This is a genomic window from Corynebacterium sp. KPL2680 (assembly GCF_040225675.1).
In the GTDB taxonomy this organism is placed as follows: domain Bacteria; phylum Actinomycetota; class Actinomycetes; order Mycobacteriales; family Mycobacteriaceae; genus Corynebacterium; species Corynebacterium rhinophilum.
In genome coordinates, this window is the sequence record NZ_JBEHFM010000012.1 from 42,077 (window position 1) to 69,003 (window position 26,927).

Sequence of the window (26,927 nt, forward strand, 5' to 3'; positions counted from 1 at the left end):
GCTAGCTTAATGCAGCCGGGCACAGATCCCGCACCACGCAATCCCCACACTCCGGGTTCCGGGCGTGGCAGACCCGCCGGCCGTGAAAAATGACGCGATGGGAAAACATCGTCCACTGTTCCTCTGCAATGAGCTTGGCGATGTCCCTTTCTATCTTCACCGGCGTCTTCTCTCCCGTCAGCTCCAGGCGCTGCATCAGCCGGCTAAAGTGCGTATCCACGGTAAGGCCGGGCACCCCGAAGGCATCGCCCAGCACCACCAGCGCCGTCTTGCGGCCCACCCCAGGCAGGGAGGTCAGTTCCTTTACGGTCTGTGGCACCTCGCCGTCGAATTCAGAAACGAGGCGCTCGCCGATGCCCATAAGATGCCCCGCCTTCGCCCGCTGAAACCCCAGCGGTCGCAGGATTGCCTCAAGGTCCTCCCGCCTGGCCGCCGCATAATCGGCCGCCGTGGGATAGGTGCGGAAAAGCTCAGGAGTCACCGAGTTCACGCGCGCATCCGTGCACTGCGCGGAGAGCACCGTGGCCACCAAGAGCTGGAGGGGAGAGTCAAAATCGAGCTCGCATCTGGCATCAGGATATTCGCGTGCCAATCGCTCATTAATGACGGGCGCTCTCTTGCTCGGGGCCGCGGTGCTTGGCAATGCTGAACTCATGCCGCCAAGCTTAGTAGGATAGGAATACATGATTTCACTTGTTATTTTCGTTCCGCTTGGCATCGCCCTTTTTGCGCTCCTCATGGAAAAACTGGAAGCGATTGTCTTCGCGGATTAGCAGGAAACCCGCTGGCTGTAAAGCTAGGGGCGTAAGTGATCCCATTTCTGTTATGTGAACGAAACAAGGGGCAGTACCCAAAAGTGACGAACTGCACTGTAAAATGGGGTACGCTAAAAATTGACCCCGCTTGTTCCGCATTAGCGTGCCTCCCTGGAGCCCGCAAAAGGATGTGGCCCAAGCACTTTAGTGACTTATCGCAGTCGACATCCAAGGAGTAAAACGTGGAAGGCGTACAGGACACCCTCTCCCGCGCCGGAATCTTCCAAGGCGTTGATCCCGTAGCAGTGCAGAATCTTCTCGAGCAGATGGAGACAGTGCGCTTCCCGCGCGGTACCACCATCTTCGATGAAGGCGAGCCCGGTGACCGTTTGTATATCATCACCTCCGGCAAGATTAAGCTCGCCCGCCACGCCCCGGATGGCCGCGAAAACCTCCTGACCGTGATGGGCCCGTCCGATATGTTCGGCGAGCTCTCCATCTTCGATCCGGGCCCGCGCACCTCGTCCGCCGTCTGCGTGACTGAGGTCCAGGCCGCCACCATGAACTCCGAGCTGCTGGATAAGTGGGTGAGCGATCACCCCGCCATCGCCCAGCAGCTGCTGCGCGTGCTGGCCCGCCGCCTGCGCCGCACCAACGCCAACCTGGCGGACCTCATCTTCACCGATGTGCCCGGCCGCGTTGCCAAGACCCTGCTACAGCTGGCTAACCGCTTCGGCGTTCAGGAAGGCAGCGCGCTGCGCGTCAACCACGATCTCACCCAGGAAGAGATTGCCCAGCTGGTCGGCGCTTCCCGCGAGACCGTCAACAAGGCCCTGGCTACCTTCGCTCACCGCGGCTGGATTCGCCTTGAGGGCAAGTCCGTGCTCATCGTCGATACCGAGCACCTCGCCCGCCGCGCGCGCTAAAACCAAAAAATTCCCTCCATCCTCCGTGCATAGCACCGAAGGTGGAGGGAATAAGCGTTTTAAGCCGGCGGCCTGGCACGCAGCGCGTTAGCTATCCGTACCGGTGCCGGTACCGTCGAGGTACTTCAACGCGGTGCGCGTGGACTGCTCTGCGGCATGGCGCAGCACCGGATCCACATCGTCATACATTTCATTGACCAAGGTGGTCAGATCCACGTCATTACCCAGCCGGGAGCGGATTTCCCGGATCTGATCCAAGCGGTAGTGGCGGCGGTCAATATACTTGCGCGCCACCTGCGAGGTATCCTCCAAATCCGGCCCGTGGCCCGGGAAGAGCGGAACATCCTTGCCGCGAGATTCCAGCACGTCCAAGGCGTGCAGGTAATCGGCCAAATCGCCGTCCGTTTCTGAAAGCAATACGGTGTGGCGCCCCGCGATGGTATCGCCGGTGATAATGCCCTCTAGCCGGGAATTTTCTACCTCCCCGCTCCACACGAAAAAGGACGTTGAGTCCGCCGTATGGCCCGGCGTGTGCAGGACTTCCAGCTGCGGGGTGATGCCTTCCAGGGTCAGGATTTCACCCTTCTGCAACGCCTCCGCGCCATTGCAATAGCTGGGATCGAAGGCGCGGATGGGCGCGCCAGTCATCTGCCGGAGCCGTTGCGCGCCAGAGGCGTGGTCATCGTGGCGGTGGGTAAGCAGAATTAAAGCCACCTCACCAGCATGACGATGCACAACGTTGAGGTGGCCTTCATCCTCCGGCCCCGGGTCCACGACGATCGACCGAGAGTCTTCAGCGGCACTGATAATCCAGGTATTCGTGCCCTCGAGGGCGGTATAGCTGGGATTATCACAAAGAACTACGCCAACGGATTGGCTTACGGGACGCAATTGACTGTATGCGGGGTGCTCCATGCCTACCAGCCTATCCGATCACTCAGCGATCTCTACGATCAATTCGATCTCCACCGGGGCGTTCTTTGGCAAGGCCGCAACGCCGACTGCAGAACGAGCGTGCGTGCCAGCTTCGCCGAATACCTCCCCGATGAAATCCGATGCCCCGTTGACCACCGCTGGCTGATCCTCGTAGCCGGGATCCGACGCCACGAAGCCAACGATCTTGATCACGCGGGAGATATTGTCCAGCCCGATCTCTGCATCGACAGCGGCCAAGGCATTGAGCACGGCGGTGCGGGCCTGTTCTTGGGCCTGTTCCGTGGTGACCTCAGCGCCCACCTTGCCGGTCACCGGCAGGGAGCCTTCCACCAGGGGAAGCTGGCCAGAAGTCCATACCTGATTGCCCACGCGCAGCGCTGGCACATAAGAAGCCAGCGGCTTAGCGACGCCCGGCAGTTCCACCCCTAGCTCTTTCAAGCGAGCGGAAAAGCTCATTTACTCTGCCACCTCGCGCTTGAAGTAGGCCACCACGTTCTCCGGGTTCGGGCCAGGGGTGATGGAGACCAATTCCCATCCGTCTTCGCCCCAAGAGTCAAGAATCTGCTTGGTGGCGTGGGTCAGTACTGGTGCGGTTGCGTATTCCCATTTAGTCATGGGTTTCATTCTAGCGATTTAATACGACTTATGCCGCCCCTATTCCGGAGCGTCACCGCTGGCGGGCGGGCAATTACCCCTCTGACCGCCTTAAATACCGACGAGTTCGCCGCCCTTAGCCAGGTAATTAGCCCAGTCCGTGATGTGGGGATTCTTGCGCAGGAGGGCGCGACGCTGGCGCTCGGTCAATCCGCCCCACACGCCAAATTCCACGCGGTTATCAAGGGCATCCGCCCGGCATTCCGTTAATACTGGGCAGTGGCGGCAAATAACGGCGGCTTTGCGCTGTTCAGCGCCGCGCACGAATAATGCGTCCGGGTCCTCATTGCGGCACTTTGCTTGAGTGACCCACTCACCACGCTCGGGATTTCGGGCTGTATTGGACATTCCCGCAGTCTTCACTCGAACGGTCATGGGTGAGTGTTCTCCTTCCCAGACGGAATACTATGTACCGAGGCCTGAGTCTATTCACTAGAACGCGAGATTGTCTACGAGGTCACACTTTAGGGGGTGCAGGTCACCTTCCCCATTGCTAGGCAGACCACGTAGGGTATTGGGGGTGACTGTCTTCAAATCTTTGTCCAAGATAGCCCTGTCCACGGTCTTGGTAGCCGCGCTCATCGCGCTCGCGCTCGCCCCCTTTGCGGGCATTTCCGGCGTGGCGATCGCCCGCACCAACCAGACCATGCAATCGGACCTGCAAGATCTAACAGCGGGCAATATCCCCGGCGTCACCACGGTGCAAGACGCCTCGGGCAAAGATATGGCCTATGTCTATAGCCAACGCCGCCACCCCGTAAGTGGCGATGAGATTTCGGACGCGATGAAAAACGCCATCGTCTCCATTGAGGATGAGCGCTTCTACGAACACGGCGGCGTCGATCTCCAAGGCAATTTCCGCGCCCTGTGGACCAACCTCACCTCCGGCGGGGTCTCCCAGGGTGCGTCCACCATTGACCAGCAGTACGTCAAGAACTACCTCCTGTTGGTCTCCGCGCAGACCGATGAAGAACGGGCCGCGGCGACCGAGCAGTCCGCCACCCGCAAGCTGCGCGAAATGCGCATGGCAACCCAGATGAATGAGGAATTGGATAAGAAGGAAATCCTCACCAATTACCTCAACCTGGTCTCCTTTGGTAACCATGCCTACGGCGTGGAGGCCGCCGCGCGGACCTACTTTGATAGCCACGCCGCGGACCTCACGGTGCCGCAGGCGGCGATGCTCGCGGGCATGGTGCAGTCCTCGGAGCGCCTCAACCCCTTTACCAATGAGGAAGAGGTGCTTGACCGCCGCAACGTCGTGCTCCAATCCATGGTGGATAACGGCTACCTGGAGCAGGCGGAAGCGGATGAGTATAAGGGGGAAGAATTGGGCGTCGGCAAGCAGCCCAATACCCTGGACAATGGCTGCATCGGCGCAGGTGATCGCGGCTTTTTCTGCGACTTTGTGCTACAGTACCTCGAAGAAAAGGGCATCGACCAAGACCAGCTCGCCCACGGTGGATACACCGTAAAAACCACGCTGGACCCGCAGGTGCAGGATACGGCGCTATCCGCGGTGCAATCGCATACCAACCCGGATGCCCAGGGTGTGGCCGAGGTCATGGACGTTATTGAGCCGGGTACGTCGGACCGCAAGGTCTTGGCTATGGTTTCCTCCCGCGCGTACGGGCTGGACCAGGACAATAATGAGACCCTGCTGCCGCAGCCCAACTCCTTGGTGGGCAATGGCGCCGGCTCGGTTTTTAAGGCCTTTACCGCCGCGGCCGCCCTCGAGGCTGGCTACGGTATTAAGAATACGGTGGATGTGCCCACCCGCTATGAGGCCGAAGGCCTTGGCCACGGCGGCGCCGATAACTGCCCCGCCAACCGCTACTGTGTGGAAAACGCGGGCAATTATAAGGCCACGATGACACTGCAAGAGGCCTTGGCACACTCGCCCAATACGCCATTTATCAAGCTCACCGAACAGGTTGGCGTGGCACCCATCGTGGATATGGCGGTGCGCCTCGGCCTGCGCTCCTACGACGAAAAGGGCACCTTTGATAAGGACACTTCCATTGCGCAGCGCACAAAGGACGCCAATTCCGGTTCCTTTACCCTGGGCCCCAACCCGGTAAATCCGCTGGAACTATCCAATGTCGGCGCAACGATTGCCTCCAATGGCCGGTGGTGCGAGCCCAATCCCATTGACGAGGTCCTGGACAAGAACGGCAACGAGGTCTACCTTAAGGAAACCCCGTGCGAGCAGGCGGTAGACCAGGATGTAGCCCACGCCCTGGCCAATGCGCTGTCTGAAGATGCCACACAGGGAACCGCCAAGGATGCCGCCCTGGCTGCTGGCTTTAGCTCCCCCATCGCCGCCAAGACCGGTACCACCGAGTCCAACCAGTCCTCGGCATTTTTGGGATTCAACGACGGGCTCGCCGCCGCTCCTTATATTTATAACGACGGCACCGATACCCAGCCGCTGTGTACCTCACCCGTGCGCCAGTGCACCGGCTCCGGCAACCTCTTTGGTGGCTTGGAGCCCGCGCAGACATTTTTCACCATGGCATCGCAGCTGCCGCAAGCTACCCAGGGCGGGCTGCCCAACTACAACAAGAAATACGATGACGGCACCACCGGGGATAAGTTGCTCGACAGCTTGCGCGGGAAAAACGAGTCACAGGCCCGCAGCACCCTTGAGGCCAAGGGCTATGTGGTAAAAACCTCCCGCGTTGTCGGCGGGGATGTTCCCTACGGCCGGGTGGTGCGCGCGATTACCGGCAAGGATGGCAAGAAGGACGGCGCCGAGATTACCCTGCAGCTTTCCGATGGCACCTCTGCCACCCAATCCCCCTCCAGCGGCGTAGGCAGTGCGAATACGACCGGCGCACAAAATAACACCGGCAGCGGGAACACTACCGGCGTGAGCAACTGGGGAGGAAATAACGGCGGCGGATTGAACCTCAGCCCAGAGGACTTTGGAATCCGCCAGGAAGATATCGATAACTTCCGCAACGATATCCGCAATCTCCTCGGCCGCTAAAGATTAGTTAAGCTGGCCTTTTACCTCCGCGGAAAGGCGCTTGCCGTCGGCTTGGCCGGCGGCTTTTGCATTGGCAACCTTCATGACCGCACCCATCTGCTTCATAGTGGGTGCTTCGCCTTTTTCTTTTTCTACCTCAGCAATTGCTTCTTCTACCAAAGCCTTAAGCTCCGCATCATCGAGCTGGCGCGGCTGGTAGGCCTCGAAGAAGGGGACATCGACAAGCTCGGCCTCTGCCAATTCCGGGCGGCCATTTTCTTCATAGACCTCTGCGGACTCGCGGCGCTTTTTAATCTCGCGCGCGATGACCTTGAGGATGTCTTCATCCTCCAGCTCGTGGCGGGAGCCAGTGGTTTCTTCGGCCTGGATTGCCGCGAGCAACGCGCGAATGGCGCTGGTGCGCTGCTTTTCCTTGGCCTTCATCGACGTTTTCAGATCTGCTCGGATAGTATCTTTTAGCTCGCTCATGCCTTTCAATATACGTCCATTTAAGGCAGGTAGTGTAGAAGCTGTGAAACTTCAACGGATTCTTGGCGGCGTCGCCGCAGGCCTAGGTGTTGCTGCTTGGGGCTTTAGCGAGCTCACGAAATTCGAGCTCAAGGAATTTACCCTTCCGCTCCTTCCCAAGGGCACCCTGCGCGGCGAAGAAGAGTTCCGCCTGCTGCACATTTCTGACCTGCACATGATCCCGGGACAGCAGACCAAGATCGACTGGGTCTCCGCCCTCGATGCGCTGGAGCCAGACCTCGTGGTCAATACCGGCGACAACCTCTCCGATAAGCAGGCCGTGCCCGATACCCTGCGCGCGCTCGGCCCGCTGCTCGCCCGGCCTGGCGTCTTCGTGTTCGGCACCAATGATTATTGGGCGCCGCGCCCGGTCAACCCCTTCAAATACCTGCTAGGGAAAAAGCGCGAGCCCTCCTACGTTGACCTTCCTTGGCGCGGCATGCGCGCGGCCTTCGTGGAGCACGGTTGGTACGACGGCAACCAGGCCCGTCACGAGTTCAAGGTGGGCAATGTTCGCCTTGCCGTGGCCGGAGTGGACGATCCGCACCACGACTTGGACGATTATTCCGAAATCGCCGGCCCGCCCCACGAGGATGCCGATCTATCGCTTGCCCTGCTCCACGCCCCCGAGCCGCGCGTGCTCGAAAAGTTCGCCGCCGATGGTTACCAGCTCTCCCTTTCTGGCCATACCCACGGTGGACAGGTGTGCCTTCCTGGGTCGCGCGCCATCGTGACCAATTGCGGCATCGACCGCCCGCGCGCACAGGGCCTGCATGATTTCGGCCCTATGAAGATGCACGTCTCCAATGGCTTGGGCACGTCCAAATTCGCCCCGGTGCGTTTATTCTGCCGCCCCTCGGCCACCCTGCTGAGGATCACTGAGGTGGACTAGACCTGCCGTTTTGTCGATCTCATTCACCATGCGTTAAGGTATTTCAGTACTGCTTTTAAGCAGTGACCGGGATATGGCGCAGGTTGGTAGCGCGCTTCGTTCGGGACGAAGAGGTCGCAGGTTCAAATCCTGTTATCCCGACAGTAGCCCGCAGGAAACTGCGGGCTTTTTCCATGCCTACAGAGCCCTGGATTCCAGGGCCCGCTTAAGCCAGCATGCCGGTAAAGAATGCGATGGCGACGAGAATGATGGAAAATACCCATGCAATGGGGAAAGCTATCTTGAGGTACTTGCCCATCTGGCCGTCCGCCAGTCCCAGCGCCAGCCACAGTGCTGGCGAAAATGGGGAGACGAAGGTTCCCACCACGTTGCCGATAATGAGGGCGCTCGCAGCGCCCATACCGCTGACGCCGAAGGATTCCACCGTGCCCTGCACGATGGGCAGTACTGAGAAGTAATACGCATCCGTGGAGGTCAACAGATCTAGCGGAACCCCAAAGAATCCCACGATGACGTGCAGATACGGCGCCACTCCTTCCGGGAGAATATTCACCAGGCTCAGCGCGATTTCTTCTAGCATCTTGGTCTCATTGAGCACGCCCAAAAACATCGCGGCTGCAATGATCACTCCGGCCATGGACAAGGCGTTGGGGGCGTGACGCCGCAAGGCATCGCCCTGCTCCATCGCGCCGTCGAAGTTCACTACCAAGGCAATGGTGGTAGCAATAAGGAACGCGGGTGCCGGTGGCAGCAAGCCCGAAAGCAGGGCGGCGAGCACGGCGAAGGCAACGACGATATTCGCGATAGTAACCCACCGGGATTTCCGGTACCTGAACCCGAGTTTTTGTTGTTCCTCAGCCTGCTTGGCGGAAAAATCATCCGCCAAGGAATTCACGTCCACTGAGATGGTGCCCTTAATCTCGCCGCTTTCCTGCAGCTTGGCTAAGCGGCTCTTTTCGCGCCATCCCAACAGGGCGGCAATGGCGAAGATCAGGACCACTGCCACACCTTGGATGGGCAATAAGTGCAGCCAGATATCGTTCGGGTCTTGCTCAACCACCGCACCGGCACGCCCCAGTGGTCCGCCCCACGGGACCATATTCATCACCGAAGCGGCTAGGGCCACGATGGTAATCAGCACATAACGCGACATGTGCAGCGCCCGGTACAGCGGCAGCAATGCGGGAATCGTAATAAGGAAGGTCGTGGAACCCGATCCATCGAGGTGCGCCACGATGCCGATGGCGGCCGTGCCTATAGTCACGGCCATGACATTGCCACGGGTCGCCTTGATGAGGCTGCGGATCACCGGGGTAAAAAGCCCCACATCCTGCAAAATGCCGAAGAAAATGATGGCGAAGATGAACATCACCACGACGTTGATGACAGAACTTAAGCCTTCGCCAAAGAAATCCGCGATATCTTCTACCCCAAAACCGGCTATCACAGCGCCGATGACGGGCACCAAGGTCATGGGAATAATGGGATTAACGCGGCCACGGATGAGGATTCCCACCGTCACAAAGATGATGGCCAGTCCCATCAGGGTCAGCCCTAGGGAGGTCTGCATTGCGCTCCTTTAAAAGTCACTGGCGCCCGCATGGCGCACGCCATTAGCCAAAAGACGTATGGCTAATGCTAAACATTGCTGTGTGGTAGCGCACATTCCTGCCGTGGGCCGCATTTATCAACCCTGGCCCGCCGTGAATATATACCTTTGGGTAAAAACGGGAAACGACGCGGCGCCCCTACAGCACCGCGTCGCCCCTATTCCCTATCACTCACAACGGCGCAAGCCGTTCGCCTACCCCCTAAGTAGGCGGTGTGAGCACTAGTAAGAATAACACTCCTCGTATTCCAGCCATAGCGCTGGCAAACCATTGCCAGCTTTATACAAGCTTTTGGCCATTTAAGTATTAAATTTCAGACTTTAGCGGCTGTTTTTGGGTTCTCCCTGGCAGGCACGAGCCATTTCACTGCACTCAGACCTACAAGAGTGATAGCGCCCAAAACGGCAAGGCCGGTCCACAGCACCACTGCCTCACCATCGTTGCCCGCCACGGTGACGGCGGCCGTTGTCCAGTTGAGCGGCAAAAGGTTAGCTACTACCTGCCATACCTTATCCACCCCGGCGATGGCCGCGGATTTCCACAGCCACCCCACCAACGCGGTCTGCCCAATGCCAAAGATCGCGGCGAGGATCGATCCCACGGTCATGCCACACAGTTCGAGCAAGCCACGCACGATAAGCGCGGAGGACAGGGCACCCAAGAACAGGGCTCCTCCGGCGGCCACGGCGGCGATGGGGGTAAGGCCGATGGACAAGACGAAGAGCAGGATCTCCCCGATGGCCACCGCTGCCAGCGATCCGCCGAGAACCATCAGCCACGGGCGGAATCCCAATTTCCACGCCACCCCGGCCGCGGATCCAGCCAAGAGGACGAGCGCGGAAATGAGCATGGCGATGACCGGGCTCAGCTGGCGCGCATCTTCCTCTGCAGCCACGTGCGCGGGAGGCAGGGCGCGCTGCACCTCCCCCAGGTTCGATTGGTTTTGTTCGGCCATGCCGGTGAGCTTGCCGGCGCCATCGTCAAGCTGGCCCACCCCATCGAGCGCCTCATCCACGCGGCTATTGAGCTCCGCGATGGACTGGTTGAGCTGCTGCGCGCCTGCCACAGCCTGGTTGATGCCATCGTGATAGGCATAACCGCTTACCGCCAGCTGATTGGAGAGATCGCGCGAGCCATCCTTCAGCTTTTTCAACTCCCCGGTCAGGGATTCATCGAGGCGGAAGTTTTCCACCTGCTTGCGCAGATCTCCCAGCTGGGAGCGGACTTGTTTCGCTTCCTTGGAATCATTTCCCTCCAGGTCGCGCACCGTACCATCGATGGCTTCCAAGATTTGGCCTTGGACGGCCCCCAGGCCCACGACCTGGTCGACGGCCCCGCCGACGGTATTTGCCAGCTCCGTCGCCCCTCCGCCGAGGGTATTGGTCCCGGACTGCAGCTGGTTAAGGCCCGAGACCAGCTCTTGCGAGCCGCCGGCGAGCTTTTCGACGCCCTCGCCTAATTCCCCGGCACCCTTATCCAGCTCGCTTGTGCCCTTGTTCAGGCGATCCGCGCCGGATTTCAGGATGCTGGCCTGCGCTTGGGCGCGGCTGGCGGCCTCGGCGGCTTCCTTGAGCTCCGGCGATGCCGAATTCGCCTGCGGTGCGCCATAAGGCTGCGCGGCGCTCGACCACGCATGCGCCGGTTCCCACTGCGCCCAGGCCGCCACTGCGGTACCAACGATAAGCGGTACGGCGAGCAATACGAGCAGGAAGAAGGTGCGCCACCGCGAAGAGCTCGCGGACGCGGTGGGCGCGGTCGAGGCAAGGCGTTTGGTCATGCTAGTAACCTATCGCTGCAGGTCATTCCCTTTCCGCAGGCGCGCCGATCCCCACGCATAACAAAGAGAATCTACTATTAAGACATGCCTATCCCCCTGAAATCCCCGTTCTCCCGCACGCTAGCGTGCGCGGCCGCGTTTCCGCTGTGCATGGCATTGGTGTCCTGCGCCGATGATGCCGATACCTCCGCCCACCCCAGTGAGCCCCAGTTTTCTGATGCCGTGGCGCAATCCAGTTCCGGATCTGCAAGCTCCGCGGAAGACACGGCAGCCACTACAACCGATGCCCCTGCGACCTCACCCAAAAAGACGCAGGCACAACAACCCACTCCAAAGGAAGTCACGGTCACCACAACCACCACGCAGGCCAAGGGCGATTGCTCCCCCGCGTCCTTTGCTCCCATTGTTCCCAAAATGGACAACATTGTGGTGATAGATTGTGACGGTGCCTGGGCTCACTTTGGCAAAGACCAAACAGATTGGACCGTATGGGCGCGTTATAGCGATGGCGAGTGGACGGCCATCCGCGCGATCGGTCAAGCCACCTCAGGGATGAGCGAGCCATGCTATGACGTGGACAAATGGATCAAGCAGGGCGCTCCTAGCTTTGTCTCAGACAATATGCGCCGCTGCGATTAATACCGCCTAACGTACAGGCCGCCTTCGACCAACTGTCTCCGCTGCACCCAACTCACAGCAACTCGCTGTGGGTTGAGGACGCGGGGTTGGTCGAAGGCGGCCTGTGTTTTATGCCTCTAAGAAGCAGTACAACCGCAGTGGCGGGCTACTTCTTTTCGGCAAAGACCTCGCGCACGCGCTGGCCCAGATCCGGGTGGACGTTGGTCCAGTACTGGTAAACGCGCTCTTCGGTTTCCTCGGACACGCCGGCCATCGCGTTGGTGATATTGGTGACCAAGCGCTCCTTGGCGCCGTCGTCGTAGACGTTTTCGTACAGGTCGCGCGCTTGGACGAAGTCATCGTCTTCCGCATGGCGTACGTACGGCGCGCGGACCAAGTCCTGACCGTGGGAATCCGGGTTCACGTAGAGGTCCGCCGCAGTGGTGGTCTCTAGGTCCTCGCGGTTGTTGACGGAGGCATCATCAAGCACGCCCGTGCCCTTCGCATGGCGGTTGGGCGAGTACACCGGATCCTCTGGTGCATTGTAGAAGTACTGCATTGGACCCTCGTGCTCGTAGGTATTGACCTTCTCCGCATTACGAGGCTGGTTGACCGGCAAGTGCTTGTAGTTCGGCCCGATGCGATAGCGCTGCTGATCTGCATAGGCAAAGACGCGGGCCTGAAGCATCTTATCCGGAGATAGGCCAACACCCGGCACGATATTGGAGGGATCGAGTGCAACCTGCTCGATCTGGGCAAAGAAGTTGCGCGGGTTGCGGTTGAGCTCGAAGTAGCCCACATCGTGCAGCGGGTAGTCCTTCTTGGACCAGACCTTGGTCAGATCGAAGGGGTTGAAGCGGTAATCTTCAGCCTCAGCAAGCGGCATGATCTGCACCTTGACATCCCAGATGGGGTAGTTGCCCTCTTCGATGGCGTTGTAGAGATCCGCGCGGTGGCTATCCGGGTTCTGGCCGGCTTCTACGGTGGCCTCTTCATCGGTGAAATTCTCTACGCCCTGGCGGGAGATGAAGTGGTATTTCACCCAGAATGCCTCGCCGTCTTCGTTGACCCACTGGAAGGTGTGGGAACCGTAGCCATTTTGGTGGCGGGTGGTCTTCGGGGTGCCGCGGTCACCCATCAGGTAGGTCACCTGGTGGGCGGATTCCGGGTTGCGGGTCCAGAAATCCCACTGCATATCGGCATCGCGCAGGCCATTGGAACCCAGGCGCTTTTGGGAGTGGATGAAGTCCGGGAACTTCATGCCATCGCGCAGGAAGAATACCGGGGTGTTATTGCCCACGATGTCGAAGTTGCCGTCTTCGGTGTAGAAGCGGAGGGCAAAGCCGTGCACATCGCGCCAGGTATCCGGGGAGCCCTGCTCGCCGGCAACGGTGGAAAAACGGCCCATCATCGGGGTGACGGTGCCCTTCTGGAAGACCTTAGCCTTGGTGTAGGCGGACACATCTTCGGTGATGTGCAGCTCACCGTAGGCGCCGTGGCCCTTGGCGTGCGGGGTACGCTCGGGCACGCGCTCGCGGTTGAAGTGGGCGAGCTTTTCAATGAGGTGAATATCGTTAAGCGCGACCGGACCCTGGGGTCCGGCGGTCACGGACGTATTCTCAGAAGGAACGGGCTGGCCGGAAGGGCGGGTCGTGGTGCCCTTGCCTGCGGGACGCTGTCCCTTGTTCAAGATGTCATCAGCGGTGGAATCAGTCATGGTATGTCTTTGCCTCCTGGCAATCAGTCGATAATTTGGGGTCAATTATCAATCACGGACAACCCATAGCTTACTACGTATAACGGCGCTGCGCTACCTTTTCCGCGCATAAGCCGCTTGCTTTTGCCCCAGCCACCGCAACCTTGGATAAGAAATGCAGGAGCTACTGGTAGATTCATTCAGGTGACACACCACTCCGCAGCAGACGACGCCCGCGTCACCGAGCTCGCCCTCCGGGCTGGGCGCGGCGACCGAGCAGCGCTTACGGAGTTCATCAAGGCCACCCAGGATGATGTCTGGCGCCTCCTCGCCCACCTGGGTGGCCCCGAAATCGCCGACGACCTCACCCAGGAGACCTACCTGCGCGTCATCAGCGCCCTGCCACGCTTTGCCGCCCGCTCTTCCGCGCGCACCTGGCTGCTCTCGCTGGCCCGGCGCGTGTGGGTGGATAATATCCGCCACGATATGGCCCGGCCCCGCAAATCCGCCACGCAATACGAGGACGCCATGAGCTCCGCCGCGGAAAACTCCGGTTCCTGGAGCGATTGGATCGATGCCCGTGCGCTTATCGATGCCCTGCCAGCCGACCGCCGCGAAGCCCTCATCCTCACCCAGGTACTGGGCTATACCTATGAGGAAGCGGCCAAGATCGCCGGGGTGCGCGTTGGCACCATCCGCTCCCGCGTGGCGCGCGCCCGCAAGGACCTCATCGAGGGCGCAAATTAATACCCCCGAATGTTCGAGCGCTTGGACGCATACTTTCGCCCTAATACTTAACAACGTGCAGGTACTTAGGGCAGTGCAGCGGGATCCTGCGGGCCTAGGGCGGGGTAGAAAAATACTAAAGTGACACGATTTCAGCTGTGAAGTCACGGGTGAAATGTGATTCTATTAGATACACACACGTGATAAATCGACCGTCGATCCGGGCCCGCGCGTTCCCAAAGCCGGGCCCGGCGAGTGTGAGTAAGAGAGTTTCTCCCCTCATGATTAAACGCGCAATCGGAATCTCCATGGCGTTTATTGGCGTCGTGGTGGGCGCAGGCTTTGCCTCGGGCCAAGAAGCCATGCAGTACTTCGTAGCTTTCGGTGAATGGGGCCTGTGGGGCATCGCCCTCGCCGCCGCCCTCATGATGGTCACCGGCGTGTCCATCCTGCAGCTGGGCTCCTATTTCCAGGCGGTGGAGCACACCGCTGTCTACAACAAGATCGCTTCACCAGTCACCGCCAAGATCTTGGACTGGTCCACGCTGATTACGCTGTTTTCCATCGGCTTCGTCATGTTCGCCGGTGGTGGCTCCAATATCAACCAGCAATTCCCCAGCATCCCCGTGTGGGTCGGCGGCACCGTCATGCTGATCCTCGTGCTGCTGGTGGGCCTTATGGACGTGGACCGCGTTACCCGCGTCATCGGTACCATCACCCCGTTCATCATCATCTTCGTGGTGCTGGCCACTGGCTACACCATCCTTACGGCCGATGTGGACTTCGCGTCCCTGAATACCTGGGCCATCGATAACGTCAATACCTCGCTGCCTAACTGGTGGCTTTCTGCGCTGAACTACACCGGCCTGAACGTCATGACGGCCGTATCCATGTCCATCGTCATCGGCGGTAACTTCCTAGATAACCGCGCCGTGGGCATCGGCGGCCTCATCGGTGGTTTCCTTTACCTCATCTTGCTGGCCCTGCTCGTCTTCGCCCTCTTCTTCGAGGCTAAGGACGTCAACGGCGAGGACATGCCGGTACTGAAGCTGATTACGGGCATCCACCCGGTTCTCGGCATCTTGATGACCTTCGTTATCTACGGCATGGTCTTTAACACTGCCATCGGTATGTTCTACGCCCTGGGCAAGCGCCTGACCCGCAATAACCCACAGCGCTTCTACCCCGTATACGCCGCATCCTGCATCATCGGCTTCATCCTGTCCTTCATCGGCTTCCAGTCCTTGGTCAGCAACGTCTACCCCATCCTGGGTTACCTCGGCCTGCTGATGATTGTCGTGATGGTTTATAACCGCATTAAAAACCGCGGCATGCTTGCCGATGAATCCGATCGCCGCATGCGCGCCCACGATCTCGTCGCCCGCAAGCTGGACCCGCGCGAGCGCTTTACCAAGAAGAACGAGCGCGAGCTGCGCATGCTAGCCGCGGCCTCCAATATGCACACGCAAGAATTCATCGATCACCTCGCCGAGGATATCCACGAGGAGCTCGAAGAGGACGATGAACTCGACTACGACCGTTCAGAGCCCGCGCCTTCCGTCACCTACGTCCAGCACACGAAGCCGGAAGTACCTTCCGTTGATAGTGACTTGGACTTTGGCAAGAAAGACGAAGACTAAGGCTTAAGCTTTAGAAGCCACACGCAATTCGGCTCCTCGCTTCCCATTACAGGAACGAGGAGCCGAATTTTTATGCGCCGGGCAAGGCTTCGCGGCTATACCAAAAGTTCTGCGATCTGGATGGTGTTGAGCGCAGCGCCCTTGCGCAGGTTATCGCCAGAGACGACGAGGACGAGGCCCTTATTGTCATCTACCGTCTGATCCTGGCGGATGCGCCCGACCAAGGAATCGTCCTTGCCGGCGGCGGCGAGGGGGGCGGGGACATCGGCAACCGTCACGCCTGGGGCATCGCTTAGAAGCTCGGTGGCCTGCTCGGGGGTGATGGGCTTGTCGAACTCCGCGTGGATGGTCAGGGTGTGACCGGTAAAGACGGGAATGCGCACGCAGGTGCCGGCAACCTTGAGGTCCGGCAGGCCGAGAATCTTGCGGGATTCATTGCGCAGCTTCTGTTCTTCGTTGGTCTCGTTGCTGCCGTCATCGACGAGGTTACCGGCAAAGGGCAGCGCGTTATAGGCAATGGGCGCGACGAAAGGTCCCAGGTCCTCATCATCGAGGGCAGAACCATCGTGGACTAGGTTCACGTTGTGATCGCCCACGCTGTAGACCTGCGCGGCCAGCGTCTGCACGCCCGCCAGGCCGGAACCGGATACCGCCTGATAGGACGATACGTGCAGCTTGTTGAGGCCGGCGGCATCGTGCAGAACCTTCAGCACCGGCATGGCGGCCATGGTGGTGCAGTTCGGATTGGCGATAATGCCCTTCGGCGGGTTCTTCGCCTCCTCAGGGTTTACCTCAGATACCACGAGCGGGACCTCCGGGTCCTTGCGGTAGGCCGAAGAATTATCCACCACGGTAGCGCCCGCGGCGGCAAAGACCGGGGCCCACTTCTCAGAGGTGGAACCGCCCGCGGAAAATACCGCGATATCGACATCGGCAACGGATTCTTCGGTGACCTCGGCCAAGTCCTCCACTTCAATCTGCTCGCCGCGGAATTCCAGCTCGGTGCCTGCGGAACGGGCAGAGGCGAAAAAGCGCACCTTATCCGCCGGGAAATTACGTTCTTCCAAAATGGAGCGCATCACGCGGCCGACCTGGCCGGTGGCGCCGACGACTGCAACGGTAGTCATTGTCTTCCTTTTTACTGCTCTGTAGTGCTCTGGTTTATCGTCCGGTTCCAGCATAGACGGTGGCTTCTTCCTCGCCGCCGAGCTGGAACTTATCGTGCAGGGCGCGCGCCGCCTTTTCCAGGTCTGCCTCGCGCGTCAGCATGGAGATGCGGATTTCGGAGGTGGAAATAAGCTCCATATTCACTCCCACATCGCGCAGGGCCTCGGTAAAGTCCGCCGTCACGCCGGGGTGGGACTTCATGCCGGCGCCGACGAGGGAGACCTTGCCCACCTGGTCATCGTAAAGCACATTGGACCAGCCGCCCTCAGACTGCAGCTTGCTCAATAGCTCCATCGCGCGGGGGCCATCGGCGCGCGGGCAGGTGAAGGTGATGTCGGTGGTGCCATCCTCCAGGGAGGAGACGTTTTGCAGCACCATATCGATATTGATCTCCGCATCGGCGATGACGCGGAAAAGCTTCGCGGCCTCGCCCGGGCGATCTGGGATGCCCAGCACGGTTACCTTCGCCTCGGATTTATCAGTTGCTACACCAGTAAGTACTGCTTCTTCCACGGGGATATCCTCCATCGAGCCGGTCACCAACGTGCCGGGGTCATTTGAATAAGACGAGCGAACTCGCAACGGAACATTGAAAGCGCGGGCGTATTCCACGCTGCGCAGGACCAGAATCTTGGATCCTACGGCGGCCATTTCCAGCATCTCTTCAAAAGAGAGCTTTTCTAGCTTTTGCGCATCCGGAACAATGCGCGGATCGGCGGTATAGACGCCATCGACATCGGAGTAGATTTCGCACACATCCGCCTTGAGCGCCGCCGCCAGGGCGACCGCGGTGGTATCGGACCCGCCGCGGCCCAGCGTGGTCACATCGCGCGAGTCCTTATTCACGCCCTGGAATCCGGCGACGATGCAGATCTGTCCATCCTCTAAGGCCTCGGTCAGGCGGCCGGGGGTGACGTCAACGATGCGCGCATTGCCGTGGCGCTCGGTCGTCAGCACGCCCGCCTGGGAGCCGGTAAAAGACTGGGCCTTCGCGCCCAGGGACTCCACCGCCATGGCCACTAGCGCATTGGAGATGCGCTCGCCGGCGGTAAGGAGCATATCCATTTCGCGCTGCGGGGGAACGGGATTGACTTGCGCTGCAAGGTCAAGAAGCTCATCGGTGGTATCCCCCATAGCGGAGCACACCACGACGACATCATTGCCCTGCTTTTTAGTGGCCACAATCCGCTCCGCTACCGCGCGGATGCGATCTGCGGATTCGAGGGAGGAGCCGCCGTATTTTTGAACGATCAGGGCCACGGTGTGGTTGCCACCTTTCGTTTTAAAAGGCACCCCTGCGCGCAGACGCGCCACAGAAATACCTGTCGGACACTAGTCAAATTCCTATGCTACCCCGCAAGGCGCTACACCTCATCATAATTCCGAGACAATACTTTTATTTTATTCACATACACCCCCGTGCGCGCGCTAGGCGCCGGGCCGGGGGCGGCATCGATAAGCAAAATGCATCTCCGTCACTTTTTTACTAGCGTTGAGCGGGTGTTAAGCAACCTCCTCGCCGTATTCTTCGCGCTCGCCTCCGCGCTTACGGTTGCTTGGGGCACGGTCGTTCGCCACCGCATCGCCCTTGAAGCAGACGATTCAGTCATGCGCTCCGCTATGACCAACCCACTGTGGTGGGTCGGCACTGGCGCAGCCATCCTCGCCTATGGCCTCCAGGTCGTCGCCCTGGGCTTTGGTACCTTGCTGGTAGTCCAGCCCATTTTGGTCCTCTCGCTCATGTTTACCCTGCCGCTTTCGGCCTGGTATGCCAAGCGCCCCATGCCCGTGCACGAGACGTTCTGGTCCATTGCGCTCACGGTGGCGGTCGGCGTGATGGTGGTCTACGGCCGCCCCGTTGCCGGCAATCCCCGGCCGGAGTGGAGCCAGTGGTGGCCCGCCCTGCTATTGGGCCTGGCCACCCTGGTCGCGTTGGGCGTGGCCGGCCATAAATTCCGCGAGCAGCGCCCGCTCGCCCTGGGCACGGCCTGCGGCGTCATCTACGGTTTCGTCGCCCTGCTTTCCAAGGCCGTGGTCGATATCTTCACCCACGAAGGCTTGAGCGTCCTGGTGGGCAGCTGGCAGTTCTACGGCCTCATCGGCCTCGCCCTGACCGGCACCGTAGTGCAGCAATACTCCTTTAACGCCGGCCCGCTGGCGCAGTCGCTGCCGGCCATGACCATCTTCGAGCCCATCGTCGCCTTCGGCCTGGGCTATATGGTCTTGGGCGAAAAGTTCCTCATTGATTCCACCGCCGGCTGGCTCGTCATGGTGGCCGCGCTCGGCGTCATGATTGCCGCGACCATCATTTTGTCCCGCAACCCGGTCAGCCAGCGCAGCTAGATCGCCCACTCGAATACGGTCAGCATATAGGCCGAAAACCAGGCTCCGAAGAGCACCCAGGCACCCACGCTTGCCGATGCCCCCTTCTTGCCCACCCACGGCACCAATACCACCGCTGCGGGCAGTAAGAGGCGGGGGCGGGAGTGCATGATGCCATCGGAAAGCAGCACATTGGCCATCAGCACCGCGGCAAAGAGCCAGGCTGGCAGCGGCAGGCGCCCCCAGGCCAGCAGCAGGCAGATGGGGGCGGCGATGATGACTGCGGCGCTGAGCAAATACCCACCATTCGTGGCGCTAGACAGCGTCTCTGCTACCCAGGACACCGTCGCCCGGCCACCATCGAAACCGGAATTCCAGTGCTTTTCCTGCAGGCCAAAGTAGCCGCCGGCGCCGGGTAAATGGCGATTGGCCCACCAGATATAGCCAGCTAAGGGCAGCGCCGATACCGCCACGCTCAGCCAAGCCCACCAGGTGCGCCGCGCCTTGCAGAGCACCATGAGCGCGAAGACCACGATGAGATCTACCACGGTGAGGCGGACGAAAGAGGCAAGAAAGATCAGCACCCCGGCCGCGATCCAGCGCTGATCATGCAACATCACCACGGCCCAGATCGCGAGCGCGCCGAAGAGCGCCTCCGTATAGGGCATGGCAAAAACGATGCTCATGGGCGCGCTGGTGACCACCGTCGCGCCGAGCACCTGGCCGCGCACCCCCAGCCCCATCTGCCTAGCCAGCGCCATGACGCCCGCTGCCAAGGCGATGGTGAAAAAGAGGTTGAGGACCATCGCCGTGCCTGCAACGTCCGTGCCCAGCAGGTTGCTAACTGCCCGCACCACCAGCGGGAAGCCGGGAAAGAACGCAAGGGTCGTTTCATCCGCCGGGGCATAGCCCGCGCGGGCGATATCCACGTAGTAGTTGGCGTCCCATTTATTCAGCAGCCCCCAGAGGGAATCGCCCTGCGCCGCGGCCAGCGCCGCGAGCACGCTGAGGCGAATCGCCGTTCCCGCAACCGCCACTAGTGCAGCATAAAACCAGCAGCGCAGCGCGGGCGCGGCTGCGGGGCGGCGGGTGGTAGGAACAGTAGGCACATCAGTATGGTACGCCACGGGCCCGCGCGTCCCGCTGAATGAAATATGTTGCCACACCGTGAGATCCTCTGTAGTGTGACCGGTATGACATTGCGGAACGACCTACTCCTTATCTGCCGCGGCGGGATTTCGGCCTAAACCTACGGCCAGCGCCCCGTCGCGGAGTCTGGCAATCCTTAGCCCAGCTGGCCGTCGCACTTCCCGACACCAAACACATTAAGGACACCGCACCCCCATGTCTCCCAACGATTCCTTCATTAGCGCACCCCGCGAAATCACCACCCCTGCAGGCCCTCCCCGCGAGGGACAGCCTGCGTGGAATAAGCAGCGCGGCTCCTCCATGCCCTTCGAGCGCTACCAACCCTTCGCCGTAGAGGTCGAGGACATCGACCTGCCGGACCGCACCTGGCCGGGAAAGAAGATCACCCACGCCCCGCAGTGGTGCGCCGTGGACCTGCGCGACGGCAACCAGGCACTGATCGATCCCATGAGCCCCGAGCGCAAGCACCGCATGTTCGACCTGCTGGTGCAGATGGGCTACAAGGAAATCGAGGTCGGCTTCCCGTCCGCCTCCCAGACGGACTTCAACTTCGTCCGCGAAATCATCGAGGGCGATAAGATTCCAGAGGACGTGACCATCCAGGTCCTCGTCCAAGCCCGCGAACACCTGATCCGCCGCACCTTCGAGGCCTGCGCCGGCGCCAAGAACGTCATCGTGCACTTTTATAACTCCACCTCGAAGCTGCAGCGCCGCGTGGTCTTCCGCAAGGACAAGCCGGCAATCAAGAAGCTGGCTACCGATGCCGCCGAGCTCATCAAATCCATCGCCGCCGACTACCCCGATACCAACTGGCGCTGGGAATACTCCCCCGAGTCCTTTACCGGCACCGAGCTGGATTTCGCCCGCGAGGTCTGCGATGACGTGGTCGCCATCATGGATCCCAGCCCCGAGAACCCAATGATCATCAACCTGCCGTCCACGGTGGAGATGATTTCGCCGAATGTCTACGCCGATTCCATCGAGTGGATGGACCGCAACCTGGCCCGGCGCGATTCCATCTTGATTTCGCTGCACCCCCACAATGACCGCGGCGAGGGCGTTGCCGCCGCCGAGCTGGGCTATATGGCCGGCGCCGACCGCATTGAGGGCTGCCTGTTTGGCAATGGCGAGCGCACCGGCAACGTGGACCTGGTGACCTTGGGCCTGAACATGCTCACTCAGGGCGTTGACCCCCAGATCGATTTCACCGATCTGCCCAAGATCCGCGAAACCGTGGAGTACTGTAACCAGCTGCGTGTCCCGGAGCGCCACCCCTACGGCGGTGAACTGGTCTTTACCGCGTTCTCCGGCTCGCACCAGGATGCCATCAATAAGGGCTTGGACGCGCTGGCCGCAACGGTGCGTCCGGAGGCCAATTCCACCGACGTCAGCTGGGAAGAGCTGCGCGATGCCATCTGGGAGGTGCCCTACCTGCCCATCGACCCGAAGGACGTGGGCCGCGATTACCAGGCCGTTATCCGCGTCAACTCCCAGTCCGGCAAGGGCGGCGTCGCCTACATCATGAAGACCGACCACGGCATCAATATGCCGCGCGCCATGCAGGCGGAGTTTTCCACCGTCGTGCAGGAAATCACCGATACCGAAGGCGGCGAGGTCAACTCCAAGAATATGTGGGACATCTTCGCCACCGAATTCTTGGACCGCACCACCCCGTTGCACCTGGAATCGTTTGAGATCGACAATATTTCCGCCGATGATACCGATGCCACCGTGACCGCCACCGTGACTTATAACGGCAAGGAATCCGAGGTCACCGGCACCGGCAACGGCCCCATTGCCGCCTACGCCAATGCGCTGGAGTCCTTGGGCATCGATTTCGATGTCATCGACTACTCCCAGCAATCGCGCTCGGCCGGCGATGATGCCGAGGCCGCCTGCTACATTGCCGCCGACGTCAACCAGAACAAGGTCTGGGGCGCAGGCATCGCCGCTTCCACGACCCGCGCCTCCATCAACGCGATTACCTCCGCAGTAAACCGCGCGTTGGCATAACGCGGGCGCGGGCCGACATGGTAGAAGATCGACTATGCCTTCTTCTACCTACCTCATCCCCCACCGCGGCCTCGGCGCGGTGCAGGCCTTGCCCATTCACGGCGCATCGGTGAAGGGCACGGAGGATTTTACCGTCACCCTGGCTCCCAGCCAGGAGGGCGGTTTAAGCGTGGAAGCACAGGGCCAGATCGGCACCATCAGCGCCGCGGACCGCACGGAATACCCCGAGATCGACCTCCTTTTCCGCGCCGGTCTCACCCCAGCCGCCACAGCCCAGCCGCATGCCGATGGCCACGTCGCCCTCCTGCTTCCCCGCCCCGGGCTCTGCCTGCCGGCGAATAATCCGCCCGGCGGGCCCTATACGATGCTCGGCTATGCCCCGCCCATCGATATCACCGATCTCCCCGCAGATCTCGATATCCCGGCCCAGGCCCGGATGCACGTGCTAGTCAACCTGGTGCCTTCCACCGACGCCGTCGATGTCTTCTTCGGCCCTAAATTCCTCACCACCCTGTCCCCGGGTCCCTCGCTGCCCCCGCTTGCCGATGCCCCCATCCTCGCCCACGCCTACCACGCCCCGCGCGGCAACGATCGCGTGCTGAGCATCTACGCCGGCGATCCGCTGCCCGCTTCCAACGAAGACTCCGTGGCCGTTGCCACCCCGACCACGCAGGCGGCGACCGAGACCTTCGAAACCAGCAGCTTTCGCGCCGTCACCGCCACCCCGGAGCCCACGCGCCGCACTGGGTGGTGGGTCACGGCCATTGCCGTGGTCGCCGTCGTGGCGCTGGTGACCGTATTCATCGTCGCGGTTTAGTGTCCACTAAACCGGATTAGGCAACGAAAAGGTCCGGCGCGCCCTGTCCCGCCACAGGAATTCCGGGATACTAGACTAAGGCTGATGAATAACACACCTGGCCCCTCCCCACAGTCGCCGCAGGCTCCCTCGCCGGCGACTATGGCGTCCCAGCATGCGGCTAGGACCCACGCCCAGGCGTCCCCTCACTCCGCAGCCAACTCCGCCGCCCAACCGGAGACCAAGGCTGCGGCACAGCAGCGCAAGCCGGGCCCCAACTCCCAAAGCGAATCCAGCACCAGCGTCCCCAACAGCACAGGTATGGCCAAACCAGGCCCGCGCCGGCCTCGGCCGCGCCGCGCCGTCCGCCCCTCCGGCGGGCCGGCGACACCGAAAACCCCAGCCGACCCCGCTGCTTCAGCTGCTCCGTCCGCATCCAGCGCGGACAGCGCACCGCAAAAGCAGCCGGACAAGGCCGAGACCGTCACCAAGCACCCCTACGTAGCCCTCACGCTGCAGACCACGGGCATCCACCCGTCGACCGGGCGCATCGTCACCATTGATGCGGTGGCCTTTGATAACGCCGGCGATATTGGCCAGCGCTTCCACGCCGTGCTCAAGCCGGATATCGATGCTGGCCCACACCACCTCCACGGGCTGACCGTCGCGGATATTGAGCAGGCCCCTGCCTTTAGCAGAGTCCTCAAATCGCTGGATAAGCTTATCGATGGCCGCACCCTCGTCGTTCACGATATCCCCTATACCTGGGGCTTTATCGTCGCCGAGGCCCGCCGCGCCATGATGACCGCCGCACGTCAAAACCGCGCGCGCAACCGCGGTCGCAATAAAGGCAAGCGCCGCCGCCAAAAGGTGGGCCACATGCCCGCGCCCGTGCGCATCATCGATACCTTGGCCACCTCGTATGCGCAGGGCGTGCGGTCGAATGATGTGCGGCTGAGGGGCGTCGCTAAGCAGAATGGCTTGGATGCTGCTCCTAAGGCGACGGTGGAACGCGCCCGGCGTCCAGAGCAGGAGACCTCGCGCGAGGAGACGGAGCTGCTCATCCAGCTCTACCAGCACCAACAGCGCGGCCCGGTGCGCAGCTATGCCCCAGACGATGTCCGCGCCGACCGCTTTGGCCTGCAACGCTCGCACGTGCGCGTCGATGCCGCCGAGGCCCCCGTGCAGCACCACAACCCCGGAAAATACGAGCCCGGCAAGGAACTGCGCCGCGGCATGGAAATTGTCGTGGCCCCCGAAATCCTAGAGGACCCGGATACGATTATCTCCGCCCTCATGCGCGAGGAGCTGAACTATTCGGAAAAGCTCACCCGCGAGGCATCGCTTGTCGTGTGCAATGTCACCACGGATCTCGTGGGCAAGGCCATGCACGCCCAGCGCAAGGGCATCCCGCTGATGTCTGATGCCGCGTTTCTCGATGCCCTCACCCGCATCGAAGACCCCACCACTGCGCGGCGCCAGCCCCCGCAGATGAGCGGCGGAAATAACCAGAGCAAGAGCCAGAAACGGCGGCGTAGGCGCGGCGGGCGCGGCCGGGGGCGGCGAAATTCTGGCGGCTCGGCGCCCAAGAACAACGCCTAGCCCACTTCCCCGGCTACCCTAGAGGGCATGAGTTTTTCAGTCCCGGGTGCCTTGAAGAAGTTGCGCACCACCGCCGCGACATCCGCCGCGAAGCTGGCCACCACCGCTTCCCGCGCCACCGGCCGGGGCGCCGGCGGAATGATCGGCGGCCTTATCGCCAATGCCATTGACCCCTCCATCATGACCAACCTGGGCGGCGGGCGCCCGGCCGTGCTGGTCACCGGCACCAACGGCAAGTCCACCACCACCCGCATGCTCGCCGCCGCGGTCCGCGCCGAACACCAGGTCGCCACCAATGACGGCGGCGATAACATGGACGCCGGCATCATCTCCGCGCTCATGGCGGGCAAGGACGCCTCACACCTCGTCCTCGAGGTCGACGAGCTGCACGTGCCGCACGTCGCCGATAACCTCAACCCGCAGGCGCTTGTGCTGCTCAACCTCACCCGCGATCAGCTCGACCGCGTCGGCGAGATCAACAAGATCGAGCGCGCTCTCCGCGGCGCCGTGGAGGCCCACCCGGACATGTTGGTCATCGCCAATTGCGATGACGTGCTCATGACCTCGGTTGCCTACGACGCCAAGAACGTCATCTGGGTTTCTGCCGGTGCCGGCTGGCTCGGCGATTCCGTCACCTGCCCGCGCACCGGCGGCCACGTCGTGCGCACCGAGGATGACTGGTACGCAGTAAAGCCGCTTGCCGATGGCCGCGAGTTCCGCCGCCCGCAGCCGACGTGGGGCATCGACAAGCATGGCGTTATTACCCCCACCGCAAAGCGCCCGCTGAACCTGGCGCTGCCGGGCCGTGCCAACCGCGGTAACGCGGCGCAGGCCATCGCCGCGGCTGTCGAGGGCTTCGGCGTGGACTTGGATCGCGCTATTGCCGCGGCAGAAAGCATCGATGACGTCGCCGGCCGGTATTCCACCATCCACTGGAAGGGCCGCGAGATTCGCCTGCTGCTGGCCAAGAACCCCGCCGGCTGGCAAGAGGCCCTGTCCATGGTGGACCGCAGCGCCGATGGGCTGGTCATCGCCACGAACGGGCAGGTTGCCGATGGCATCGACATGTCCTGGCTCTGGGACGTAAAATTCGAGGGCTTTAACGGGCTCAGCGTCAAGGCCGCCGGCGAGCGCGGAACCGACCTTGCCGTCCGCCTCGTCTACGCGGATATCACCCACCAGCTCATCCCAGACCCCATGGATGCGCTCGCCGCCTGCCCCGAAGGCCGCATCGAGGTCCTTGCCAATTACACCGCCTTCCGCGATCTGAAAAAGGCCCTGTCCAAGGAGGCTAATAATGCTTAATATCGGCCTAGTGCTTCCCGATGTCCTCGGTACCTACGGCGATGACGGCAACGCCCTCGTGCTGCGCCAACGCGCCCGCATGCGCGGCCTCGACGCCGAAATTCACCCCATCCGGCTTGGCGAACCCGTGCCCGAGACGCTGGATATTTATACCATCGGCGGCGGCGAAGACACCGCGCAGATTCTTGCCGCAGAACACCTCATTGCCGATGGCGGGCTAACCCGCGCCGCCACGTCCGGCCGCCCCATCTTGGCCATTTGCGCCGGCTTGCAGGTCCTGGGCGAGTCCTTCCGCGCTTCCGGCCGGGTTATCGATGGCGTCGGGCTTATCGATGCCACCACCGCCGGCATGCAAGACCGCGCCATCGGCGAGGTATCTTCCACCCCTACCGGCGCCGGCGTGACCGCAGATCTCACCGAGCCGCTCACCGGCTTCGAAAACCACTTGGGCGCGACCATCCTCGGCCCGTCCGCCCAACCGCTGGGAACCCTCACCCGCGGCAATGGCAACGCCGACCAAGCCGCCACCGCAGACCTCGCCGACGGCTCCACCCAACGCACCTACGAAGGCGCCGTGCAGGGCAGCGTCATCGCCACCTATATGCACGGCCCCGCCCTGGCCCGCAACCCGCAGCTCGCGGATCTGCTCCTCGCCCAAGCCATGGGTGTCCCGCTCGCCGATCTCGATCCGCTGGATATCCCCGCCGTCGACCGCCTGCGCACCGAGCGCTTCAACGCCGCCGAGCCACCGCGCTCCCAGCGCTAAGCCTGTGGATAACTTCGCCAATTCTCGGCCCTCACGACCCAAAAGGGCCGATTTGAGCCAAGTTATCCACAGGCCGGG

The 26,927-nt window shown here is 61.5% G+C and carries 24 protein-coding genes and 1 tRNA gene; 13 read left to right on the plus strand and 12 right to left on the minus strand.

Annotation, left to right across the window (positions count from 1 at the left end; genetic code table 11):
- Position 1: 1 nt before the first annotated feature.
- Complete coding sequence (gene nth, locus ABRP66_RS07430) at positions 2-655, minus strand: endonuclease III (RefSeq protein WP_284783220.1); 654 nt, start codon at positions 653-655, stop codon at positions 2-4.
- Positions 656-997: 342 nt separating this feature from the next.
- Here nth and glxR point away from each other — a divergent pair, with 342 nt between their 5' ends.
- A complete protein-coding gene (gene glxR, locus ABRP66_RS07435) occupies positions 998-1,681 on the plus strand; it encodes a CRP-like cAMP-activated global transcriptional regulator GlxR (protein ID WP_005276495.1) in 684 nt (227 codons plus the stop codon).
- Between the two features lie 87 nt (positions 1,682-1,768).
- Here glxR and ABRP66_RS07440 read toward each other — a convergent pair whose 3' ends face one another.
- From ABRP66_RS07440 to ABRP66_RS07455, 4 genes are all read right to left on the minus strand, one after another.
- The gene (locus ABRP66_RS07440; protein ID WP_284623994.1) at positions 1,769-2,596 is read right to left on the minus strand and encodes an MBL fold metallo-hydrolase; all 828 of its coding nucleotides are present in this window, start codon (positions 2,594-2,596) and stop codon (positions 1,769-1,771) included.
- 18 nt (positions 2,597-2,614) lie between these two features.
- Positions 2,615-3,073, minus strand: coding sequence for a RidA family protein (locus ABRP66_RS07445; protein WP_284629567.1), 459 nt, complete (start codon positions 3,071-3,073; stop codon positions 2,615-2,617).
- Positions 3,074-3,232 (minus strand): Sp36 family protein, encoded by a 159-nt coding sequence (gene sp36, locus ABRP66_RS07450; protein WP_126318073.1) that lies wholly within the window; start codon positions 3,230-3,232, stop codon positions 3,074-3,076.
- Positions 3,233-3,322: 90 nt separating this feature from the next.
- Positions 3,323-3,646, minus strand: a complete 324-nt coding sequence (locus tag ABRP66_RS07455; RefSeq protein ID WP_005276491.1) for a WhiB family transcriptional regulator — start codon at positions 3,644-3,646, stop codon at positions 3,323-3,325.
- A gap of 145 nt (positions 3,647-3,791) precedes the next feature.
- Here ABRP66_RS07455 and ABRP66_RS07460 point away from each other — a divergent pair, with 145 nt between their 5' ends.
- Positions 3,792-6,263 carry a transglycosylase domain-containing protein gene (locus tag ABRP66_RS07460; RefSeq protein WP_284796623.1) on the plus strand — a complete coding sequence of 824 codons (2,472 nt, stop codon included), beginning with the start codon at positions 3,792-3,794 and terminating at the stop codon, positions 6,261-6,263.
- A 3-nt stretch (positions 6,264-6,266) separates the two neighbouring features.
- Here the strand turns inward: ABRP66_RS07460 and ABRP66_RS07465 are convergent, their stop codons facing one another.
- Positions 6,267-6,731 carry a GatB/YqeY domain-containing protein gene (locus ABRP66_RS07465; protein WP_284819527.1) on the minus strand — a complete coding sequence of 155 codons (465 nt, stop codon included), beginning with the start codon at positions 6,729-6,731 and terminating at the stop codon, positions 6,267-6,269.
- A 43-nt stretch (positions 6,732-6,774) separates the two neighbouring features.
- Here ABRP66_RS07465 and ABRP66_RS07470 point away from each other — a divergent pair, with 43 nt between their 5' ends.
- Together ABRP66_RS07470 and ABRP66_RS07475 are read left to right on the plus strand one after the other, a co-directional pair.
- On the plus strand, positions 6,775-7,662 hold the full coding sequence (locus ABRP66_RS07470; RefSeq protein ID WP_284770738.1) for a metallophosphoesterase: 888 nt from the start codon (positions 6,775-6,777) through the stop codon (positions 7,660-7,662).
- A 67-nt stretch (positions 7,663-7,729) separates the two neighbouring features.
- Positions 7,730-7,803 (plus strand) — tRNA-Pro (locus tag ABRP66_RS07475).
- Between the two features lie 64 nt (positions 7,804-7,867).
- Here the strand turns inward: ABRP66_RS07475 and ABRP66_RS07480 are convergent.
- On the minus strand, positions 7,868-9,232 hold the full coding sequence (locus ABRP66_RS07480; RefSeq protein WP_284783222.1) for a CitMHS family transporter: 1,365 nt from the start codon (positions 9,230-9,232) through the stop codon (positions 7,868-7,870).
- Positions 9,233-9,585: 353 nt separating this feature from the next.
- A complete protein-coding gene (locus tag ABRP66_RS07485; RefSeq protein WP_284783223.1) occupies positions 9,586-11,049 on the minus strand; it encodes a hypothetical protein in 1,464 nt (487 codons plus the stop codon).
- Positions 11,050-11,133: 84 nt separating this feature from the next.
- On the opposite strand from ABRP66_RS07485, the gene ABRP66_RS07490 reads away from it, so the two are divergent.
- Positions 11,134-11,688 carry a hypothetical protein gene (locus ABRP66_RS07490; RefSeq protein WP_284783224.1) on the plus strand — a complete coding sequence of 185 codons (555 nt, stop codon included), beginning with the start codon at positions 11,134-11,136 and terminating at the stop codon, positions 11,686-11,688.
- 145 nt (positions 11,689-11,833) lie between these two features.
- Here ABRP66_RS07490 and ABRP66_RS07495 read toward each other — a convergent pair whose 3' ends face one another.
- A complete protein-coding gene (locus ABRP66_RS07495) occupies positions 11,834-13,384 on the minus strand; it encodes a catalase (protein WP_284783225.1) in 1,551 nt (516 codons plus the stop codon).
- Positions 13,385-13,567: 183 nt separating this feature from the next.
- Here ABRP66_RS07495 and ABRP66_RS07500 point away from each other — a divergent pair, with 183 nt between their 5' ends.
- Positions 13,568-14,110, plus strand: a complete 543-nt coding sequence (locus ABRP66_RS07500; protein WP_284783226.1) for an RNA polymerase sigma factor — start codon at positions 13,568-13,570, stop codon at positions 14,108-14,110.
- Between the two features lie 260 nt (positions 14,111-14,370).
- Positions 14,371-15,729: a YkvI family membrane protein gene (locus ABRP66_RS07505; RefSeq protein WP_284783227.1), complete on the plus strand. Its 1,359-nt coding sequence runs from the start codon at positions 14,371-14,373 to the stop codon at positions 15,727-15,729.
- A gap of 95 nt (positions 15,730-15,824) precedes the next feature.
- On the opposite strand, the gene ABRP66_RS07510 is transcribed toward ABRP66_RS07505, so the two are convergent.
- On the minus strand, positions 15,825-16,856 hold the full coding sequence (locus ABRP66_RS07510) for an aspartate-semialdehyde dehydrogenase (protein WP_349838533.1): 1,032 nt from the start codon (positions 16,854-16,856) through the stop codon (positions 15,825-15,827).
- A gap of 34 nt (positions 16,857-16,890) precedes the next feature.
- A complete protein-coding gene (locus ABRP66_RS07515) occupies positions 16,891-18,156 on the minus strand; it encodes an aspartate kinase (protein WP_023016575.1) in 1,266 nt (421 codons plus the stop codon).
- A 240-nt stretch (positions 18,157-18,396) separates the two neighbouring features.
- On the opposite strand from ABRP66_RS07515, the gene ABRP66_RS07520 reads away from it, so the two are divergent.
- Entirely contained in the window at positions 18,397-19,239 is an 843-nt protein-coding gene (locus ABRP66_RS07520) for a DMT family transporter (protein ID WP_284770731.1), read from the plus strand.
- Here the strand turns inward: ABRP66_RS07520 and ABRP66_RS07525 are convergent.
- On the minus strand, positions 19,236-20,327 hold the full coding sequence (locus ABRP66_RS07525; protein ID WP_284770730.1) for a hypothetical protein: 1,092 nt from the start codon (positions 20,325-20,327) through the stop codon (positions 19,236-19,238). The two genes, ABRP66_RS07520 and ABRP66_RS07525, sit on opposite strands and share 4 nt — an antisense overlap.
- A gap of 235 nt (positions 20,328-20,562) precedes the next feature.
- Here ABRP66_RS07525 and leuA point away from each other — a divergent pair, with 235 nt between their 5' ends.
- The 5 genes from leuA (at position 20,563) to ABRP66_RS07550 (ending at position 26,849) form a co-directional block, all read left to right on the plus strand.
- Complete coding sequence (gene leuA, locus ABRP66_RS07530; protein WP_284770729.1) at positions 20,563-22,380, plus strand: 2-isopropylmalate synthase; 1,818 nt, start codon at positions 20,563-20,565, stop codon at positions 22,378-22,380.
- 34 nt (positions 22,381-22,414) lie between these two features.
- Entirely contained in the window at positions 22,415-23,197 is a 783-nt protein-coding gene (locus ABRP66_RS07535) for a hypothetical protein (RefSeq protein ID WP_284770728.1), read from the plus strand.
- Positions 23,198-23,497: 300 nt separating this feature from the next.
- The gene (locus tag ABRP66_RS07540; protein WP_502879911.1) at positions 23,498-24,778 is read left to right on the plus strand and encodes an exonuclease domain-containing protein; all 1,281 of its coding nucleotides are present in this window, start codon (positions 23,498-23,500) and stop codon (positions 24,776-24,778) included.
- A 27-nt stretch (positions 24,779-24,805) separates the two neighbouring features.
- Entirely contained in the window at positions 24,806-26,083 is a 1,278-nt protein-coding gene (locus ABRP66_RS07545; protein ID WP_284770726.1) for a Mur ligase family protein, read from the plus strand.
- The gene (locus ABRP66_RS07550; RefSeq protein WP_284612742.1) at positions 26,076-26,849 is read left to right on the plus strand and encodes a type 1 glutamine amidotransferase; all 774 of its coding nucleotides are present in this window, start codon (positions 26,076-26,078) and stop codon (positions 26,847-26,849) included. Before ABRP66_RS07545 ends, ABRP66_RS07550 begins: the two co-directional genes overlap by 8 nt.
- The last annotated feature ends 78 nt before the right edge of the window (positions 26,850-26,927 follow it).